General features: G+C 70.1%; 16 protein-coding genes. 8 read left to right on the top strand and 8 right to left on the bottom strand.

What is annotated here, in order from left to right; all coding sequences use genetic code 11:
- Positions 1 to 229 precede the first annotated feature (229 nt).
- Complete coding sequence (locus EO139_RS03660; protein WP_241235903.1) at positions 230 to 2,410, top strand: ATP-binding protein; 2,181 nt, start codon at positions 230 to 232, stop codon at positions 2,408 to 2,410.
- A 70-nt stretch (positions 2,411 to 2,480) separates the two neighbouring features.
- Here the strand turns inward: EO139_RS03660 and EO139_RS03655 are convergent, their stop codons facing one another.
- From EO139_RS03655 to EO139_RS03640, 4 genes are all read right to left on the bottom strand, one after another.
- Positions 2,481 to 3,623 carry an HDOD domain-containing protein gene (locus tag EO139_RS03655; RefSeq protein ID WP_164739717.1) on the bottom strand — a complete coding sequence of 381 codons (1,143 nt, stop codon included), beginning with the start codon at positions 3,621 to 3,623 and terminating at the stop codon, positions 2,481 to 2,483.
- Between the two features lie 367 nt (positions 3,624 to 3,990).
- Complete coding sequence (locus tag EO139_RS03650) at positions 3,991 to 4,302, bottom strand: protealysin inhibitor emfourin (protein ID WP_126943647.1); 312 nt, start codon at positions 4,300 to 4,302, stop codon at positions 3,991 to 3,993.
- Positions 4,299 to 5,369, bottom strand: a complete 1,071-nt coding sequence (locus EO139_RS03645; protein WP_126969329.1) for a M4 family metallopeptidase — start codon at positions 5,367 to 5,369, stop codon at positions 4,299 to 4,301. The genes EO139_RS03650 and EO139_RS03645 overlap by 4 nt, the downstream gene beginning before the upstream one ends.
- Before the next feature lie 109 nt (positions 5,370 to 5,478).
- Entirely contained in the window at positions 5,479 to 6,135 is a 657-nt protein-coding gene (locus tag EO139_RS03640; protein WP_126969328.1) for an SDR family oxidoreductase, read from the bottom strand.
- Between the two features lie 396 nt (positions 6,136 to 6,531).
- Between EO139_RS03640 and EO139_RS03635 the strand changes: the two genes are divergently transcribed.
- The 5 genes from EO139_RS03635 to proP all read left to right on the top strand — a co-directional run bounded on the left by EO139_RS03635 (position 6,532) and on the right by proP (position 11,139).
- Positions 6,532 to 6,987, top strand: coding sequence for an NUDIX domain-containing protein (locus tag EO139_RS03635; protein WP_126969327.1), 456 nt, complete (start codon positions 6,532 to 6,534; stop codon positions 6,985 to 6,987).
- Between the two features lie 371 nt (positions 6,988 to 7,358).
- The gene (locus EO139_RS03630; protein WP_206515115.1) at positions 7,359 to 8,435 is read left to right on the top strand and encodes an alpha/beta hydrolase; all 1,077 of its coding nucleotides are present in this window, start codon (positions 7,359 to 7,361) and stop codon (positions 8,433 to 8,435) included.
- Positions 8,436 to 8,537: 102 nt separating this feature from the next.
- Entirely contained in the window at positions 8,538 to 8,936 is a 399-nt protein-coding gene (locus EO139_RS03625; RefSeq protein ID WP_104586097.1) for a host attachment family protein, read from the top strand.
- A gap of 21 nt (positions 8,937 to 8,957) precedes the next feature.
- Positions 8,958 to 9,293 carry a thioredoxin family protein gene (locus EO139_RS03620; RefSeq protein WP_126943638.1) on the top strand — a complete coding sequence of 112 codons (336 nt, stop codon included), beginning with the start codon at positions 8,958 to 8,960 and terminating at the stop codon, positions 9,291 to 9,293.
- 355 nt (positions 9,294 to 9,648) lie between these two features.
- Positions 9,649 to 11,139, top strand: coding sequence for a glycine betaine/L-proline transporter ProP (gene proP, locus EO139_RS03615; RefSeq protein WP_104586093.1), 1,491 nt, complete (start codon positions 9,649 to 9,651; stop codon positions 11,137 to 11,139).
- A gap of 127 nt (positions 11,140 to 11,266) precedes the next feature.
- Here the strand turns inward: proP and EO139_RS03610 are convergent, their stop codons facing one another.
- A complete protein-coding gene (locus EO139_RS03610) occupies positions 11,267 to 11,731 on the bottom strand; it encodes an SRPBCC domain-containing protein (RefSeq protein ID WP_115676447.1) in 465 nt (154 codons plus the stop codon).
- 170 nt (positions 11,732 to 11,901) lie between these two features.
- Here EO139_RS03610 and EO139_RS03605 point away from each other — a divergent pair, with 170 nt between their 5' ends.
- Positions 11,902 to 12,696, top strand: coding sequence for an EcsC family protein (locus EO139_RS03605; RefSeq protein ID WP_104586091.1), 795 nt, complete (start codon positions 11,902 to 11,904; stop codon positions 12,694 to 12,696).
- 204 nt (positions 12,697 to 12,900) lie between these two features.
- A complete protein-coding gene (locus EO139_RS03600; protein ID WP_126969326.1) occupies positions 12,901 to 13,545 on the top strand; it encodes a DUF938 domain-containing protein in 645 nt (214 codons plus the stop codon).
- 97 nt (positions 13,546 to 13,642) lie between these two features.
- On the opposite strand, the gene EO139_RS03595 is transcribed toward EO139_RS03600, so the two are convergent.
- From EO139_RS03595 to EO139_RS03585, 3 genes are all read right to left on the bottom strand, one after another.
- Positions 13,643 to 15,403 (bottom strand): carboxypeptidase regulatory-like domain-containing protein, encoded by a 1,761-nt coding sequence (locus EO139_RS03595; RefSeq protein WP_126969325.1) that lies wholly within the window; start codon positions 15,401 to 15,403, stop codon positions 13,643 to 13,645.
- On the bottom strand, positions 15,400 to 17,694 hold the full coding sequence (locus tag EO139_RS03590) for a DUF4175 domain-containing protein (RefSeq protein WP_164739715.1): 2,295 nt from the start codon (positions 17,692 to 17,694) through the stop codon (positions 15,400 to 15,402). The genes EO139_RS03595 and EO139_RS03590 overlap by 4 nt, the downstream gene beginning before the upstream one ends.
- Positions 17,691 to 18,528, bottom strand: an 838-nt coding sequence (locus EO139_RS03585; protein ID WP_126969323.1) for a hypothetical protein, incomplete at its 5' end; no start/stop codon positions are given. The genes EO139_RS03590 and EO139_RS03585, both read right to left, overlap by 4 nt.

The following is an 18,528-nucleotide window of genomic DNA, read 5'->3' as shown; positions in this document are numbered from 1 at the left end:
GCGACGTGGGCATGCCGTCATCCGCGCGTCAGGACGTTTGCTGCTGCGCTGGCGCGTGCGCGGCCTGTGCGCGAGCAGGGCGTTGTTCTGCACGTCTTGTTGAGACCGCTGCGTGCCACAATGCGCGCACTTTTTTGCCAGGCAATGCCGTCACGTGAGCACAGTGCGCCCCGCCATCGAGCCCATTGGCCTGGAGTTTCTTGCGGGGGGCGGCGAGATGGGGGCCTTGATGCGCGCCCACGATTGGGCGGCCACGCCGATGGGCGCGCCCGAGACCTGGCCGCAGTCGCTGCGCTCGTCGTTGTCGGTGGTGCTCAATTCCACCCTGCTCGGTGCGGTGCTGTGGGGGCCGGAGCTGCGCCTGTTCTACAACGACGTGTACGTGCAATCGATGGGCGAGCGTCATCCGCAGGCGCTGGGCCAGCCGGTGACCGAGGTATGGAAGGAAACCTACGCGCCCATCGCGCAGGCCTTTGCGCGGGTGATGCAGACCGGCGAAGGCTTCGGGCAGGAAGTGATCACCTTGCCGATGCTGCGCAACGGCGTCAGCGAGATGACCTACTGGAATGCCACCGCCTCGCCGATCCGCGGCGAGGACGGCAGCGTGGTGGGGCTGATGAATATCGCCATCGAAACCACCGCGCAGGTGGCGGATGCGCGCAACCGCGACCTCCAGCACGCGATGCTGAGCGACGAAAACACGCACCTGGTGCACGAGGTGGTCAACCGCACCAGCGAGCGCGATCGTGCGCTGGAGGCCGAAACCGTGGCGCGCCGCAATGCCGAGCGCGTGCAGCTGGCACTGGCGGCCGGGGCGATCATCGGCACCTGGATCTGGGACCTGCCCACCGACGCGTTTTCGGTGGATGAGGCCTTTGCGCAGAACTTCGGCTTCGATCCGTCCAGCAGCCGTAACGGCCTGACACTGGAACAGGTGATCCGGACGGTGCACCCGGACGACCGCGAGGGGCTGCGCGCGGCCATCGGCGAGGCGCTCGCCCGCGGCGGTGCGTACGCGCACCAGTACCGGGTCAAACGGCGCGACGGAAACTACTACTGGCTGGAAGCCAATGGCCGGGTCGAAAAGGCCGCCGATGGCACGCCGCTGCGGTTTCCCGGCGTGTTGCTCGACATCGAGGCGCGCCATGCGCTGTCGGAAGAGCGCGACCGCGCGCTGGCGGCCTTGCGCGAGTTGAGCGACACGCTGGAGCAGCGGGTCACCGAGCGCACGCGCGAGCTGATGACGGTGGAAGAAGCGCTGCGCCAATCGCAGAAGATGGAAGCGGTGGGGCAGCTCACCGGCGGGCTGGCGCACGACTTCAACAACCTGTTGGCGGGTATTTCCGGTGCGCTGGAGCTGATGAGCCTGCGCATCGAGCAAGGCCGCTTCTGCGAACTGGAGCGTTACGTGGCCACCGCGCAGGGCGCCACCACGCGCGCGGCGGCGCTGACGCACCGCTTGCTGGCGTTTGCACGGCGGCAGACGCTGTTGCCCAAGCCCACCAACGTCAACCGGCTGGTGGTGGACATGCTGGAGCTGATCCAGCGCACGGTGGGCCCGGGGATCTGCGTGGAAAACGTCGTCGCCGCCGAACTGTGGCTGGCGCTGGTGGACGCGCCGCAGCTGGAGAATGCGCTGCTCAACCTGTGCATCAACGCGCGCGATGCGATGCCCAACGGCGGGCGCGTGCGCGTGCAGACCAGCAACCGCCGGATCGACCGCGAGATGGGCCAGCAACTGGGCATGCCGGAAGGCCACTACCTGTCGTTGTGCGTGAGCGATACCGGCACCGGCATGCCGCCGGAGGTGGTGGCGCGCGCGTTCGATCCGTTCTTCACCACCAAGCCGATCGGCGAAGGCACCGGGCTGGGCCTGTCGATGATCTACGGGTTTGCCAAGCAATCCGGCGGGCAGGTGCGCATCCACTCGGAAGTGGGCAAGGGCTCGACGGTGTGCATCTACCTTCCGCGGCATGCCGGTGCCGACGATAGCGGCGGCAGCGACACGGCCACGCTGGAACTGGCGCCGTCGCTGGCCGGTGAAACGGTGTTGATCGTGGATGACGAACCGTCCATCCGCCTGCTGTTCACCGAGGTGCTGGAAGAGCTGGGCTACACCGTGCTGGAGGCCGGCGACAGCGCCGCGGGGCTGGGCATCCTGCAGTCGCCGGTGCGGATCGACCTGCTGATCAGCGACGTGGGCCTGCCCGGCGGCATGAACGGCCGGCAGATGGCCGACGCCGCGCGCGTGGGCCGGCCCAACCTCAAGGTGTTGTTCGTCACCGGTTTTGCCGAACACGCGCAATTGAACGACGGCCACCTGGAACCGGGCATGGCGGTACTGGCCAAGCCCTTCAGCGTGAGCGTGCTCGCCACGCGGGTGAAGGAGATGATCGCCAGCGAGTGCTGAGTGGTGCGGTGCTGTGCAGGCGTTTGCCTGCGCGCGTGCGTGTGCCCGGCCTGCGGCGACCGCGCCGGCCTCATTCCACGCTGGAGGCGACCAGCCGCTGCCATAGCGCGGCATTGGCCGCGTGGTCCGGCTCCAGCGTGGACAGCACGCTCAGCGCATGCTCCTGCTGCTCGGCGCCGTGGCGGGCGAGCATGGCCAGCGCGGCGGCCAGCCGGCCGTACCGCAGCGCCATGCCGAGCGAGCTGGTGAGCAGGGTAGGGTCGTGCCCGGGGCGTTGCTCGTCCAGCGCGGTGCCCAGCGCGGCAGGCAGCTCCCAGGTGGTGGCAATGGTCTTAGCGACGGCGGCGGTATGGCGCTCGACCAGCACGGCGGCCACCTCCAGGCTATAGGGCACGCTGGGGCGCTCGGCGTAGGCATCGCGCAGCACGCGCAGGATCACCACCGCACCCAGGCCCTGCAGCAGGCCGGCCAGCTGCGCCGCCAAGGTATCGCCGGCGCGCTCGCGCATGTAGGCAGCCGCGGCGGCGGCGGTCCGCAGGGCGTAATCCCATACCGCGGCCGGCAGGCGCGCGTAGAGGCCGCCCTCCAGGCTCAGCACCGGCTGCATGACGGCGGCGGCTACGATCTGGCGCACGCCCTCGGTGCCGATATGCACCACGGCCCGCTCCAGGCTTTCCAGCGGACCACCCTGCGGGCGGTACAGCGCGCTGTTGGCGATGCGCAACAGGTTGGCGGCCAGCGCCGGGTCCTGCGCGATGATCGCGGCGATGCCGCGGCCGGAGGCATCCGGGTCGTTGACCGCGCGCATCAGCTGCGGCAACAACTGCGGGCGGCGTGGCAACAGCTGCGGGCGCAGGTCGACATGGGCGAGCGCAGCGCCGACCGCATCCAGCACCGCGGCCTGGGCCGGGTCGGTGGGCAGGCGGCCCTCGGCCAGCGACGGGTTGGACATCACTGCGGCATACATGCGGCGCAGCAGCGGCTGCATCGGCGGCGGCCCGCACAGCAGGGGGTGGGGTGTAGCCGTGCTCTGCGCCTGTGCCTGCCCGTGCGTATGCACGGCCGCGTCCGCGTCCTGCAGGCCGGTGTCGGTGGCGACAGGCGCGGCCGCAGCGCTGGCGGTGCGCGCGCGCTGGCGCAGCAGCAGCCATGCGATGACGCCGGCCAAGCCCAGGCCGGCAAGCAGTCCGGCAGCAAGCAGCAACACAATCACGGAGGTCCAGGGGTCGTCTGATCGGTGCAGCGACTATCCGCGAAGCCGCTGTTCACGGCAATGCAGGCGTGCGGTGGCGCGCGGTGCAAGCAGACCCGCACACCGGCACTGCCATGCTGCACTGCGGGGATGAGCGGCGTGTCTTCCAGCTGACCACTGCGCTGCACGTGGCGCTAACGCAGCAGGCAGCACTATGCGTCACCAGCTGTGCAGCCCTAGAGCATCTAGGCAGCTTAAAGGGTGCAGGCATCCGCAGTTGGACCACTTTCGATACGAAGACACCGCGCATGGCGCGGTGTCTGCGTTTGTGCACGGGGACGGGCACACGCGCGCGATGTCACAGGCGGTGCATTACGGCATCACCGCGCTAGAGCGTGCCCTGTTTCCACAGCCGCACGATCGCGGCCGGTGCATGTTCTTCGGGGATGCGCAGCGGCTCGCTGGCGCCGTCCCAGGCAATGCTGAAGTAGCGGCGATCGCCACCACCGGCCTGCGGGCGCGGCAGCGCATGCGCCAGGCACTGGTCCAGCACGCTGCGCAGCTGCAGGCGCTGGGCATCGTCCAGGTCGTCCATCACCAGCTGCCGTTCGCGCCGCATGGCGGGGAAGGCGGCCACCCCGCCTTCGCGGGCCAGCCGCAAGGTCACGCCTGCCTCCACCGGCGGACGTTGTGCACTCATGTGAGCACGCCCACGTCGCGCCAGGCCTGTTGCACCGCGGTTGCCTCGGCACTGCTGGCGCCATAGTCCGCACCGGCGATGCGGACGGTGAGCGCGGCAAAGGTGGCGAAGTCCGCGCCGGCGGCCAGCTCGCCGCCGGTGAGCGCGCGGTACCAGATGCGGCCGGTCTTCTCCCATGCGTAACCACCGATGGCCACGGCAGCGCGATAGAACGCGTGGTTGGGAATGCCGGAGTTGTAGTGCACGCCGCCATCGTCCTCCTGGGTGTCGACAAAGCCGTCCATGCTGGCCGGTTGCGGATCCTTGCCCAGCGCCGGGTCGTCGTAGGCCGTGCCGGGCGCGCGCATCGAGCGCAGGCCCACCCCGTTGATGCCGGGCATCAGCAAGCCGGCGCCGATGATCCAGTCCGCCTCGCTGGCCTGCTGCTGCAATGTGTACTGCTTGATCAACACGCCGAACACATCCGACAGCGACTCGTTCAAGGCACCGGACTGGTCCTGGTAGATCAGGTTGGCCGTGCGCTCGGTGACGCCGTGGGTCAGCTCGTGGCCCACCACGTCGATGGCGATGGTGAAGCGGTTGAAGATTTCGCCGTCGCCATCGCCGAACACCATCTGTTCGCCGTTCCAGAAGGCGTTGTCGTAGCCACGCTCGTAATGCACGGTGCCGATCAACGGCATGCCGTCGCCGTCGATGGAATTGCGCGCGTACACGGTCTGGAAGAAGGCGTGCGTGGCGCCGAGATAGTCGTAGGCCTCGGTCACTGCCACATCGTCGGTGGCGGCCGCGCCTTCGGCACGGACCAGGGTGCCGGGCAGTGCGGTGCCCTGTTGCGCGTCGTAGATCTGCCGCTGCACTGCTTGCTCAGTGGGCGTGTCCGCCGCATCGGCGGCCGGCGGCCGGGTGCGTGCGAGCAGGCCGAGCGCGCGCTGCTGCCGCAGCTGGGCGGTGATCTGCCGGGATAGCCGCGCGCACTGCCGCGCACGCTCGGGTGCGGCCTGGGCCACATGGTCCAGCAGATACGGCGGCAGGATGCCGGCACGGCGTGGGGTGACAACTGCAGACATGAGCGACCTCCACAAGGACTGCGCCCGCGACTATGCCGAGGCCGGCTTTAGGAATTCGTTAGGCAGGCCCACTGTGCGCCCCGCGCAGGCATCGCGATAGGCCTGGCGTTCATTCCAGCTGCGACAAGGCCTGCTGGATCGGCGTCTGCCCGTCGATGAAGCCCACCGTCTTGCCGATGGTGGCCGGCAGCGCCAATGCCGCTGCGATGACCTGCGCGACGTTGGCACGCGACACGCCGCCGTCGGCATCGCCGCCCGGATCACGGGTGATGCGGCCCGAGGGCGGGTCCTGGGTGAGGCGCCCCGGCCCCAGCACGGTCCAGTCCAGCGGGGTAGTGCGCAGGTGTGCATCGGCCGCGGCCTTGGCCTGCGCGTAGGCGAAGAAGGCATCGTCCGGGCCGATGCCGTGTTCCAGCCCGGCACCGAGATAGGACACCATCACGTAGCGGCGCACGCGGGCCTGTTCGGCGGCGTGCATCGAGCGGATCGCCGCATCGCGGTCCACCGCGTAGGTGCGCGCGGCATTGCCGCCACCGGCGCCTGCCGACCACACCACCGCATCGTGGCCGGCCAGCTGCGCGGCGATGGCGTCGGTGTCGGCCTGTTCGATATCGAACAGCTGCGGGGTAGCACCGTCGGCAATCACATCGTCTGCGTGCGCAGGATTGCGAAACAGTGCAGTGATCGAATGCCCGCCGCGCACCAGCAGCGGCGTGAGCAGGCGTGCGACCTTGCCATGGCCGCCGATCAACACGATACGAGACATCCCAACCTCCAAGACGGCGCGCCCTCGCGGCGCGGACTGCCCGCATCCTCGCCAACAGGGCGCTAAGGCAGCGTTATCGGCCGCGCAGGCGCATGGCCAAACGCTGCTTCCCGGCATGCGGTGCGTGGAGGTCTGGATGCGAGGGGGCGGTGACGCACGCAGTGCAGCGGCATTGCGACCGCCCTGCGCATCACGCAACACCCGCAGGCGATGCACTGCATTGATCCGGGGGCATCGCGCAGCGGCGCTGGCATCTCTCGGCTGTCGCTACCAGCGTGCAAGGCGCAGATGCAAGGTAGATCGTCGCCCACGATCCTCTCGGTCAACCCGTTGCCGATCATCGGGATGGCGCCTGCCTGCCGCACATCTGGGACACTACGGCGCCACACCTTCGGGATGCCTATGTCCAGTTCAATCGATAGCGATCTTCGTCCACGCGTCGGATGCGGCGCGTTCATCCGACGCGCCGATGGCCGCATGTTGCTGGTGCAGCGCGGGCGTGCGCCCGAGCAAGGCCATTGGGGCCTGCCCGGCGGCAAGGTGGACTGGATGGAAACGGTGGAACATGCCGTGGTGCGCGAAGTGCTGGAAGAAACCGGCCTGCACGTGCAGCTGCAGGCCGTGCTGTGCATCGTCAGCTACTTCGAGCCGGACCTGGCGCCGCCGCAGCATTGGGTCGCGCCGGTGTATCTGGCCGCGATCCAGGGCAGCGAGCACGCCGTGCGGCGCGAGCCCGAGGCGATTGCCGACATCGGCTGGTTTGCGCTGGACGCGCTGCCGTCGCCGCTGACCACCTCCACGTTGCAGGCGTTGCAGCATCTGCCAACTGCGGCGTCGGCACCTGCCGCCTGAGTGCAACGCATCGATGCCGCAGGACCCGGTGCCGGCGGCGATGCACCGGCCTGCGCAGTGTTGGTGCTGATGCTTGCAGCAACGCGATGTTCGCGCGGATGCAGGGCGACGCGTGCGCTGCCTGCGATGCCGACCGCTTGCGTACGTTTGATGCGGTGGCCTGATTGCACGCTACGGTGTGCGTAGTTGCCGCATTTGCGTTACATCGCGTCGTTACATGCAACGCGCGTGTCTGCACGACTTCCAGCACATCATCTGCGCCGTCTGCTGGCGCTATCCTCGCCGGTTCGACTTGCCTGGGAGGGCACCGCATGACACGTCATTGGTTGAACAAAACGCTAGCGCTCACGTTGGCCTGCACCGCGTGCAGCATGCACGCAACCGCCGCCGAGCCGGCCACACCGGCCACCGCATCCGCCCCGGATGGCATCCGGCACGTGCCTGCATTCGACCTGCCGGTGTCGGAGTTTCTGAGCCCGGCTGCACGTGCGCATATGGCCAAGGGGGTGGCCCGCGCCGATCCGTTGGACAAGGCCGACAACGCCACCTTGCTCAAGCAACTGCCGGGCATCCGTGCCGACACCGAACGGTGGGCCAAGGGCGTGATTGCGCAGCTGCGCACGCGCTACGCGGTGGAGATCACGCCCGAAACCTGGAACGGCGTGCCGGTGCTGCGGGTGGAGCCGCGCACGCGCACACCCGAGCAGGCCAGGCGCGTATTGATCGAGCTGCATGGCGGTAGCTTCGTGATGGGCAGCGCCGCCTCGTTCGGGTTGATGGAGGCCATTCCGCTGGCGGCAATGACCGGCATGACGGTGGTCGCGGTGGATTACCGGATGGGCCCCGAGCACCAGTTCCCGGCCGCCAGCGAGGACGTGGCGGCGGTGTATCGCGCCGCGCTCAAGACCTACGCGCCCGAGCGCATCGGCTTGTTCGGGTGTTCGGCCGGCGGCGTGCTCACCGGCGAATCGCTGGCATGGTTCGCCAAGGAAAAGTTGCCGATGCCGGCAGCGGCCGGGCTGTTCTGCGCCGCAGGCGATGCACGCTACCGCGGCGATTCGCGCATCGTGGTGGCGGCAGTGAACGATGCCTTGTTGCCGGACAAGGCCGGTGCGTTGCCGATCTGGGAAGACCTGTACTACGGCGACAACGTGGACTTCCACGACCCGCTGGTGTCGCCGGTGTTTTCCGATGCGGTGCTGCAGCAGTTCCCGCCAACGCTGTTTCTGACCGCCACGCGTGCGGCCGAGCTGAGCAATGCCGCCTACACGCATGCGCGCCTGGTGGACCTGGGCCGTGAATCGGATCTGCACGTGTGGGACGGGCTGGGCCACGCCTTCCACCTCACCAACGCGCTGCCGGAAAGCCAGCAGGCGCTGCGAGTGGCCGCGCGGTTCTTCAGCAATCACCTGGGTCTGCCGCCACCGACGCTGGCGGCGCCACGCTAACGCCACGCTGACACCGACTAGGCGCGGTGCTTACATCCTCTGACCTAGGTTGAGACCGACTGGCGTTGCACATGCAACGCCGCTGTTGATCAGGAGAATCGAATGAGTCTGCAAATTCCTCAAGGTGCGTTGGTGGTGGTGGCCGATGGCGGCGAAGCACGCTGGTTCACCAATACCGGCAACGAAGCCAACGTGGTGCTGCGCCAGCACGCGCGCACCGATGTGCAGAACGTCGACGACGATGGCCCGGCCGGCAAGGCGCCGCAGGATCTCAGCGAGGCGGACATGGACGAGATGACCTTTGCCAAGCAGCTCTCGCATGCCCTGAACGATGGCGCGCTGAAGCACGAGTACACGCATCTGGTCTTGGTGGCCGACCCGACCACGCTGGGCCGCGTGCGCCCGCTGCTGCACAAGGAAACCCAGCAGCGCCTGGTGGGCGACCTGGCCAAGGACCTGACCAACCTGCCGCTGGAAGACATCCAGCGCGCATTGTCGTAAGCACACCGGAGCGGCGAGACGATGGGGTTTGTTCGCGACTACGCCACCCAGGCGCCCGAACGTAGCGAGGTGGATGCACAGGCCGGCCTGCAGGTGCTGGAGTTCGGCACCGACTGGTGCGGCCACTGCATCGCCGCGCAGCCGCTGCTGCAGAAGTTGCTGGGTGGCGTTGCGGCGCTGGACTACCGCAAGGTCGAAGATGGAAAAGGGCGGCCCCTGGGCCGCTCGTTTCGCGTCAAATTATGGCCAACCATTATCTTGTTGCGCGACGGCGTGGAAGTTGCACGCGCCGTGCGCCCGCAAACGCGCGAGGACCTGCAGCCGCTGCTGTCGCAGCTGGGCGAGGCGCCCATCTAGCGCGCAATGCGCCTGATCGATGGCTCGCCATGGCATGCAGATGGCTCGCGCATGCATGACGCGATGCAGGCGCGCATTGCGCCAGATGCCTTGAAACAAGCGGGTTTTCGCTATCTGGCGGCATCCCGCCTGCAGCGACCTGCGCGCTGTAGTACCATAGCGGGCTGATCAAGCCCTTGGGCATTGCCCATCCCTTGGTCGTCTGTCCCGCAGCGTCGCTGAGTTCACGCGGCCGTCCGGGAATGCCTCCGGCGTCATCCAGTGCCTGTGCCATTGCCATGCCTGACTGATGCGCCGTGTCCTGTGCGTTGCCAGGGCGAGTGGGCAGCGATGGCCGCACCTGGAGACACGACATATGCACGATACGCGCGCAATTGCCTCGCACTTCGGTTGGTTCAAGCGCCGCCGCCAACTGCAACTGGACGAGGTCACGGTGGTGGATCGCGGCATGCTGCGCAAGGCCGTGGGCGCTGCGGCGCTGGGCAATGCGATGGAGTGGTTCGACTTCGGCGTGTACGGCTATCTGGCGGTGACGTTGGGGCAGGTGTTCTTCCCGGCCAGCAATCCCACCGCGCAGTTAATCGCCACCTTTGCCACCTTCACCGTTGCGTTTCTGGTGCGGCCGATCGGCGGGCTGGTGTTCGGCCCGCTCGGTGACCGCTACGGGCGGCAGAAGGTGCTGGCGGCCACCATGATCCTGATGGCGCTGGGCACCTTCAGCATCGGCCTGATTCCGTCCTACGCCAAGATCGGCCTGTGGGCACCGGCGCTGCTGTTGCTGGCCCGGCTGCTGCAGGGGTTTTCCACCGGTGGCGAATACGGTGGCGCGGCCACCTTCATTGCCGAATACGCCACCGACCGCAATCGCGGATTGATGGGCAGCTGGCTGGAATTCGGCACCCTGGGCGGCTACATCGCCGGTGCGGCCACGGTGACGGCGCTGCACATGACCGTGACCCCGGCGCAGATGCTCGACTGGGGCTGGCGGGTGCCGTTCCTGATTGCCGGCCCGCTGGGGCTGCTGGGCCTGTACATGCGCATGAAGCTGGAAGAAACCCCGGCGTTTCGCGCCTATGCCGAGCAATCCGAACAGCGCGAACGGGAAACCGCCGCGCAGGGCCTGCTGACCATGCTGCGCCTGCATTGGCCGCAGCTGCTCAAGTGCGTGGGCCTGGTGCTGGTCTTCAACGTCACCGACTACATGCTGCTGACCTACATGCCCAGCTACCTCAGCGTCACCATGGGCTATGCCGAGAGCAAGGGCCTGTTGCTGATCATCCTGGTGATGCTGGTGATGATGCCGCTCAACATCGTCGGCGGCCTGTTCAGCGACAGGCTGGGGCGCCGGCCGATGATCATCGGTGCCTGCATCGCGCTGTTCGCGCTGGCCATCCCCTGCCTGCTGCTGATCGGCAGCGGCCACGACGGGCTGATCTTCGCCGGCCTGATGCTGCTCGGCCTGGCGCTGGTGTGCTTCACCAGTTCGATGCCGTCCACGCTGCCGGCGCTGTTCTACACGCCGGTGCGCTACAGCGCGTTGTCGATCGCCTTCAACGTGTCGGTGTCGTTGTTCGGTGGCACCACGCCACTGGTGACGGCCTGGTTGGTGGAGCGCAGCGGCGACCCGCTGGTGCCGGCCTACTACTTGATGGGCGCGGCGGCGATCGGCCTGGTGACCATGCTGTTCGTGCGCGAAACCGCCGGCCTGCCGCTGCGCGGCTCGCCGCCGGCGGTGGCCAGCGATGCCGAGGCACGCGCCTTGCTGCGCGCCGACAGCCCGGTGACGGTGGATGCGCAGCTGCCCGGCAGCACGGCGCCGTCCATCGGCCCGGCACGCACGGCGTAAGCGGGCTCGGCACGCGCGGCCGGGCCGTCACCGGCCCGCCTGTGCGGTTGGCACGCAAGGCCGTGATCCGGCGCAGCGGTGGCGACCGTGCAGTCGCCCTGCCACCGGGTGCCTGCAGTTGCCGCCGCTAGCGCGGCGCGTGGCCGTGCGGCTCGGGGGCGCGCATATCGGCCGAGGGCATGCCTTGGCCGGTTTCCACATAGCGTTTGAGGCTGCTGCCCAGGAAGAAGCGCCAGCCGCGGACGCAGGCGTCCCTGCAGGGCGAGTCGCGATAGCCGGAGTGTGCGAACTCCACCTGCGTGCCCTGGCTGGTGGAATGCAGATCGAAGCGCATCACCGTGCCCTCCCAGGCATCGGTGTCGAGCATGTTGGAGGCGTGGCAGCGCCACAGCACCAGGCGGTAGTCGGCGCCGTCGTCGATGCTCAGCTCCACCCGCCAGCCCTGCCGGCTCCACTCCAGCCGCACCCGGTTCCCGACCAGGCTTACCTCACGCGTCCACCAGCAGGCCAGCTGCATGGGCTCGGACAACGCGACGCAGACCACTTCCGGTGCGGCCGCGATGACGATGCTGTGGCGGATCTCACGATTCATCTGACCAGCATTGGCTGCCTGATCCCGATGATCGCGCATTTTGCCGGCCGATTGCAGAATGCTTTTTCCTGACTGCCGGGTTCGCTCGTCCGGCGCTCACATGGCGCTGGGTACCATCGGCGCGAGCCCAACAACGAAGAGCAGGCATGACGACGCTTCCGATAACGGTGATGGACGTTGCCGCGCAACGCGATCTGGCCACCGCGCACGCGCTGCTGGAAAACCCCGGTGTGGCAGCCCAGCTGGCCAATGCGTTGGGCGCACCGATCGAGAACCTGATGACCCGGCGGCTGCCGAAACTGGTCACCCGCAGCATCGATGGCGTCACCCGCCGCGCGCTGCAGGTGGCGATGAAATCGGCATTACTGAGCCTGCGTGGCAGCACCGATGCGCAACAGCCCGCGTCCACCGCACGCCACACCATGGCGGTGGCCGTCGCCGGTGGTGCGGGCGGATTCTTCGGCCTGCCCGGCCTGCTGGTGGAGCTGCCGGTGACCACCACGGTGATGCTGCGCTCCATCGCCGATATCGCCCGTTCCGAGGGCGAATCGCTGCACGATCCGGAGACCGCGCTGGCCTGCCTGGAAGTGCTGGCGCATGGCGGGCGCAGTGTCGGCGACGACGGCGCCGAATCGGGCTACTTCGCGGTGCGCGCGGCGATGGCGCAACAACTCAGCGCCGCGGCGCATTACGTTGCCGCGCACGGGTTTGCCAGCAAGGGCGCGCCGGTGCTGGTATCGCTGGTGTCGCGTGTTGCGGCCAAGTTCTCGGTCAATGTCGGCGAAAAACTCGCCGTGCAGGCCGTGCCGCTGGTCGGAGCGGTCAGCGGCGCCACGCTCAATACGGTGTTCATGCGCCACTTCCAGGCAATGGCGCGCGGGCACTTCATCGTGCGCCGCCTGGAGCGACGGTATGGCCAGGATGCGGTGCGGCGTGCGTATGAGGCGCTGCCTGCGGCGCGTTGACGTAACGCACGGCGATGCTGCACACCGCGCGGCGGATGGGCGTACGCGCCATCCCGGCAACCTGCAAGAACCGCAGGATTTGCAGGCCTGCGCTGATGCACTGGCACCCGCATGCTGGTCTGGCGTTGCATCGATCCAGTCGTGTGGCTGCACGCCGCCGTCTGTGCGCGCGACAATCGCGTTCGCTCTTCCCGGACGTTTTTCATGACCAAGCCCTTTTCTCCCGCCTCTGCGCGTAACCGCGACCCGATCCTGGAGGTGCTGCAACGACACGTTGCCGACCGTCGCAATGTCTTGGAAATCGGTGCGGGAACCGGGCAGCACGCGGTGCATTTTGCGGCGGCGATGCCGTGGCTGCGCTGGCAGGCCAGCGATCATGCCGATCATCTGCCGGGAATGACGCAGTGGCTGGACGAGGCGGCACTGCCGAACACGCCGCCACCGATTGCATTGCAGGCGGTGCTGACACCGACGCCCGGCCTGGCGCCCACACCGCCATTGCCGCCCGCGCGGGCCGGCGTGCCTGCCGGCTATGACGCGGTCTATAGCGCCAACACCTTGCACATCATGGGCTGGCCGCAGGTGCAGGCCTTGTTTGCCGGGTTGCCGGCGGTGATGGCGCCGGATGCGCTGCTGGTGGTGTATGGGCCGTTCAACCGCCATGGGCAATTCACCAGCGAGAGCAACCGCGCATTCGATGCGATGTTGCGTGAGCGCGACCCTGCGTCGGGAATCCGCGATGCCGAAGCAGTGGACGCACTGGCGGCGTCGGTGGGATTGCAGCTGATCGACGACGTGGCGTTGCCGGCGAACAATTGTTGCCGGGTGTGGTCGCGGCAGTCGCGGTGAGTGTGTCGCCGACACGTTGCCGATGCGGCAGCGGCGCTGTTTTCTAGTGCAGTGGATTGCAAGGGCCAGGACCGGGAAGCGCACTGCACTGCGGCAGTCAGCGACGGCGCCGTTCCAGCCACCATAGGGCTGCGGCCAGCGTGAGCCAGGCCAGCAGCCAGGGCCAGCGGGTACCGGGTAGCGATGTAGGCGTGCCGATGCCTGCCCGCGCGTCGATGGCGGCCATCGCAACGGTGGCGTCGCGGGTTTGCTGGGTGTACAGCGCGGAGGCATCGCCGGGCGCGCGCACATAGAGCCAGCGCTGTTGTGTGCCGGTCTGCAGGCGATGCCAGCCTGCGCTGGTCGGCCAGTAGCCGGCGCAGGCCCGGGCGCCGCTGGCGGCATCGATCAACAGCGCCTGGGAGCGACCGGTGGAGTCGGTGACATGCGCGTCTGCGGCGACACCGCACAGCGCCATGCGTTGGTGCGACCAGCCTGTCTGCACCGCAGCGGGCGCCGTGCCGCCGGCGCGGGCGACCGCACCGAACAGCTGCGCCCATAGCGCGGCATGCAGGTCGCTGCGGCCGGCCAGCACCAGGGCGAAGCTGTCTTCGACCAGGCCGATGCCGATGCGGCCGCGGCCTTGCTGGCGCCACCAGCCCAACGCGCTGCCGTCGTCTGCGCGTGCGGCGATCACCGCGTCGGCGTCCTGCGCTTGCAGCTCGCGGCGTTGCAGCGGCGGCAGGGGCGTGGCGTCGGCCGGCGCTGCGGCCGGATTGCTGGCGCCGGGTGCTGCCAGCGCCAGTGGCGCGGCGACCGCGGCGCTGCTGCTGCCGCCTGTCACGGCCAGGCCCAGCGCGCCGAGCGCGGCGCGGGCGGCCGCATCCAGGGGGCCGTCGGTGCGCACCAGCACGCCCAGGCCGCGGCCGATCGCAGCGCGCACGCCCTGGCGCTGCGCGTTGCCCAGGGCCTGCAGGCGGCGCTGGTCGATGACCAGCAGGTCCAGCGCATCCAGGCTGGCGGCATCCAGTGCAGCGCCCTCGCCCAGTTGCACGCCCGGGCCGACGGCGATCTGGCTGCGCACCTGCATGCCGGCATCGCTGGCCCAGCGGCGCAGGTATTTCAGTTCCGGCTGCGGCGCGCCGGCCAGCACCAGCACGCGTGCGGACGGCACTGCGGCGATCAGCACCGGCACCGTCACGCGGCCGCGTTCTGCGCCTGCGGCATCGCGCAGGCGCAGCGCGAACACCACCTGCCCGGATGCGCGCGCCAGGCCACGCAGCTGCACCTGGCCGCGCGCATCGGCGGCAGCGGTGTCGACTACCTGCCCGGCGGGATCCAGCAGCTCCACCCGCGCGCCCGGCAGGCCCTGCACGCGCGCGCTGATCGCGATGCGTTCGCCGGGTGCGACCGGGGGCGGCGTGGAGACGGCGACCAGGCCTGCCGGCGCCGGGGTCAGCGCCAGCCGCACCGGGATGCGCAGGGTGTCGCGGTCGCGTGCGAGCAGGCCGCTGCCATGCACGACCAGCGCGGTGGTGCCGGGCGCACGCCGCAACGCGGTGGCCAGGTCCGGCATGCGGGTCACGCCCGGCAAGGCGGGCGCCTCGGGCAGCGCGACCCACGGCGCGGCATTGGGGCGAACCCGATCTGCCTGGGTGCCGGCGGTGGCGACATGCAGCTCGCTCGCACTGCCGGCGCGCGGCGGTGGCAGCAGCACCGGGTAGAGCAAGCCGGCCAGCAGCGGCTGGGCGGCGAGCAACAGCCACAGCCGCAAGCGCGCATGGGGCTGCCGCGCGTGCGCGCGCAGCAGCCGCCACCAGCTCAGCAGCACCAGCAGCAGCAAGGCACTGCCGACCAGCCAGGGCAGCGACAGCATCATGGTGGCGGCTCCTGGCGCAGGGCATCCAGATAGCGCTGGCCGCGCGCGTCCGGCGTGGGGCGCCGGCGGACCGGGGCCGGCGGGGCGATGAGCGTGCGCCAGACCTGGGCGCGCAGCTGGGCGCGGCAGCTGGCGCAGTCCGGTTCGGCGCGCAGGGTTTCCACCGCGGCGGCCAGGCTCAGCGGATCGGGCAGGCGGTCCTGCTGGGTCTGCAGCCACTGCGCGTAGCGGGCCAGGGCGGCATCCGGGACCGGCGCCTGTTCGCCCAGCGCGTCCCATAGCTGCAGCGCGGATGGATCCGGATCGGGGCGGGTATCCAGGCCGGCGGCACGGTCGCCCAGGCCGGCGCGGTCGCCGCTCAGGCGGCGGCCGGGGTCGATCGGCGGCAACTGCGTGCCGACCCGCGCCAGGTAGATGCGTTCGGCCTGCTGCACCTGCTTGATGAAGCCCAGCGCCTTGTTGGCAAACGGCAGGGCGCGTTCGGGGTGGCCCTGCCGCAGCTCGCCCTCGGACTGCCACATCTGGTCCAGCGCGGCGCGCACCAACGCGCGGGTCTGCGGGTCGAGCAAGGTGGCGGCTTCGGCATGGTCGTGGGTGTGCCCGAACTCGGCCAGCACATCCTGCGCCTGGCCGAAGCCGTGGCGTTCGGGCCCGCCGTCGCCGTGCGCATGGGCGTGGTCGTCCAGCGCGGCGGCGCCTGCGTCGGTGGCATGGTCGTGCGCATCGTGCCCGTGTTCGTCCCGGGCGGGCGCGGGCGCGGGCGCGGGCGCCGCCGCGGGCGCCGCCGCCGCAGGGGCGGCCGGTGCATCCGCGGTGGGCATGTCGGCGGTGGGCAGATCGTCGGCCGGGGCGTCGCTGGTTGGCGGGGCGTCGGCGGTCGGCGGGCCCTTGGGCGCACCTTCGCTTTCTTCGCCCAGGAACTGGCCGTAGCGCAGCCGCAGCAGGCGCTGGTCCACGCCGATGGCGTCGGCGCGCTTGAGGTAGGTGGCCGCGTCCAGGCGCGGTTTTTCCTTCAGCAGCGCCTCGGCGTCGATGATGATCTGGCGCTGGCTGCGGAAGTAGGCCGGCAAGGTCTGCTTGACGCTGGCCTCCAGGCCGGCGGCCATGGTCTGCTCGGGCGGCGGCCAGCGCAGGATCACGCTGGCGCTGCGGCCTTCCTGCGGGCCGGGCTGGCGGGTGTCGTGGACGATGAGCTGGGCGATCAGGTCGTCGCCGGCCGCCATGCCCAGCGCCTGCGGCTGCAGCGTGGTGGAAAAGCCGCGCTGCCTGGCCGGGCCGCTGCCGCCAAGCGTGCGGCGCTGGGTGGTGAAGGTGATGTTCTCGCCGCTGCCCTGGGCCAGGGTCAGGCGCAGCTCGGCGCTGGCGGCCACCGCGTAGTCGTCGCTGGCCTCGAAGCGCAGTGTCCAGCCGCCATTGGACGGCGTCCACAGCACCAGGCTCTGCTCGGGCGCGAGCACGCGCACCTGCGGTGGGCGGTCGGGCAGCACGTCCAGCCGGTGCAATTGGCGGTCGGCGGGCGTGCCGTCGATGAGAATGCGGTACAGGCTGGCGCGCGTGGCGGTCCATTGGCCCTGCCACCGGTCGCTGCCGCTCTGCCGGGTCAGCGGGATGAGGTGGCCGTCGGTCAGCCGCAGCGCCACGCTGCGCGGGGCCGGGCTGACCTGCAGCTGCCAGTGCAGCCGGGTGCCGGCCGGCACGCGCGCATCCAGGCCGGGCAGGCGGGTGGGCGGCAGGCCGGTGTAGGCGGGCGGGGTGCTGTGCAGCCGGGCCTGACCCAGCGTGGGGGCGCCGGTGTTGGCACCGGCGGCGGCGATCCGGTCCTTGCCTGCCGTGGGCCGGTGGGCGGAGTGCGGCCACAGCAGCACGGCGGCGCAGGCGAGCAGGCCGAGCAGGCTCCACGGCCAGCCGCGCCGCCAGGGCCAGGCCGGGCGCAGGTCGCGCGGCGTGCTGCGCAGGCGCTGTTCCAGGCGCTGGCGTTGCAGGGCCTGCAACGGACCGAGCTGCCCGGGCGGGGCGAACAGCAGGTCGCTGCTGTCTTCCAGATCCGTATCGCGATCCAGCCGGCGGATCAGCCAGGCCTGGTCGAGCCGGCGTGCCGCCAGCACTGCCACGCCGAGCAGCACCAGCAGGCCCAGCAGGCCCAGCAGCATCGGCAGGAGCGCCGGCTGCGCACCGGCGCGCCAGACCAGCAGCGCCGGCAGCACGGCCAGCGGCAGCCCGCACAGCAATACGCCTGCGGCCTGCCGCCGTCGCGCGGCCTGCCATGCGCGGTGCAGGGCAGGCGTACTCATGCCGCGGTGCCCCGGCGTGGCGCGGTGGCCAGCCAGCGTTCGACCGCAAACAGCAGCAGCACCAGGCCGATCAGCCACGGCGCCAGCGGCCGGGGGGCATTGGCCAGGCGGATGGCGGGGCCGCGTTGCGGCTGCTGGGTCTGCGCCAGCGCGCGCTGTGGTGCGGGTACCGACTGCAGGGCGTCGTGCAGGCGGGTGGGGAAATCGGCCTCCAGCAGCGCCGGCAGCTGCTGCGGCTGCAGTGGCGCGGCCCAGCGCAGCAGGCGGCCGCGGCCGACCGTTGCGGCATCAATCAGCGCGGCGCCGCGTGCGTCCTGCAGCAGCGCTTGCAACGGGCCAGCCAGTGCGGGCGGGGCCGGCGTCTGCGCATCGAGCAGCAGCTGCCCGCCGGCGGCGACCCAGGCGATGACCGGCGCCGGCGGTGGCCGCTGCGACAGCCAGGCCACCACCGTGCCGGCCGGCCAGCGTGCCGGCGCGGCGTCCGCGGGCGTGCCCACCGGCAGTGCGCCGGGCAGTGCCCAGGCGGCATGGACGGCGCGCAGATAACGCAGGGCCGGGTCGGCGGGAGCGTCGGCGATGGCCTGCAGCCGCAACGGTGGAACGGCCGCCACGGCGGCCGCCGGCGACTGGCCGGGCAACACCTGCCACTGCACGTTGCGCGACAGCTGCAGGCGTTGCGCATCCAGCGGCCCCCACTGGCTGGGCACAATCACGCTGAGCGCGGTGTCCGGCGGCAGGCTGGCATCGAGTTCGCGCAGCAGGCTGCCGACCGGCGGCGCGGTGCCGGCGGTCGGCAGCCTGCTGCGCGAACTCGATGCCAGCCTGCCGCCGGAC

It is taken from the genome of Xanthomonas sp. BRIP62411 (assembly GCF_003993525.1).
In the GTDB taxonomy this organism is placed as follows: domain Bacteria; phylum Pseudomonadota; class Gammaproteobacteria; order Xanthomonadales; family Xanthomonadaceae; genus Xanthomonas; species Xanthomonas euroxanthea.
Note: the sequence above shows the minus strand (reverse complement) of the source record. Positions and strands in the feature narration are given on the sequence as shown.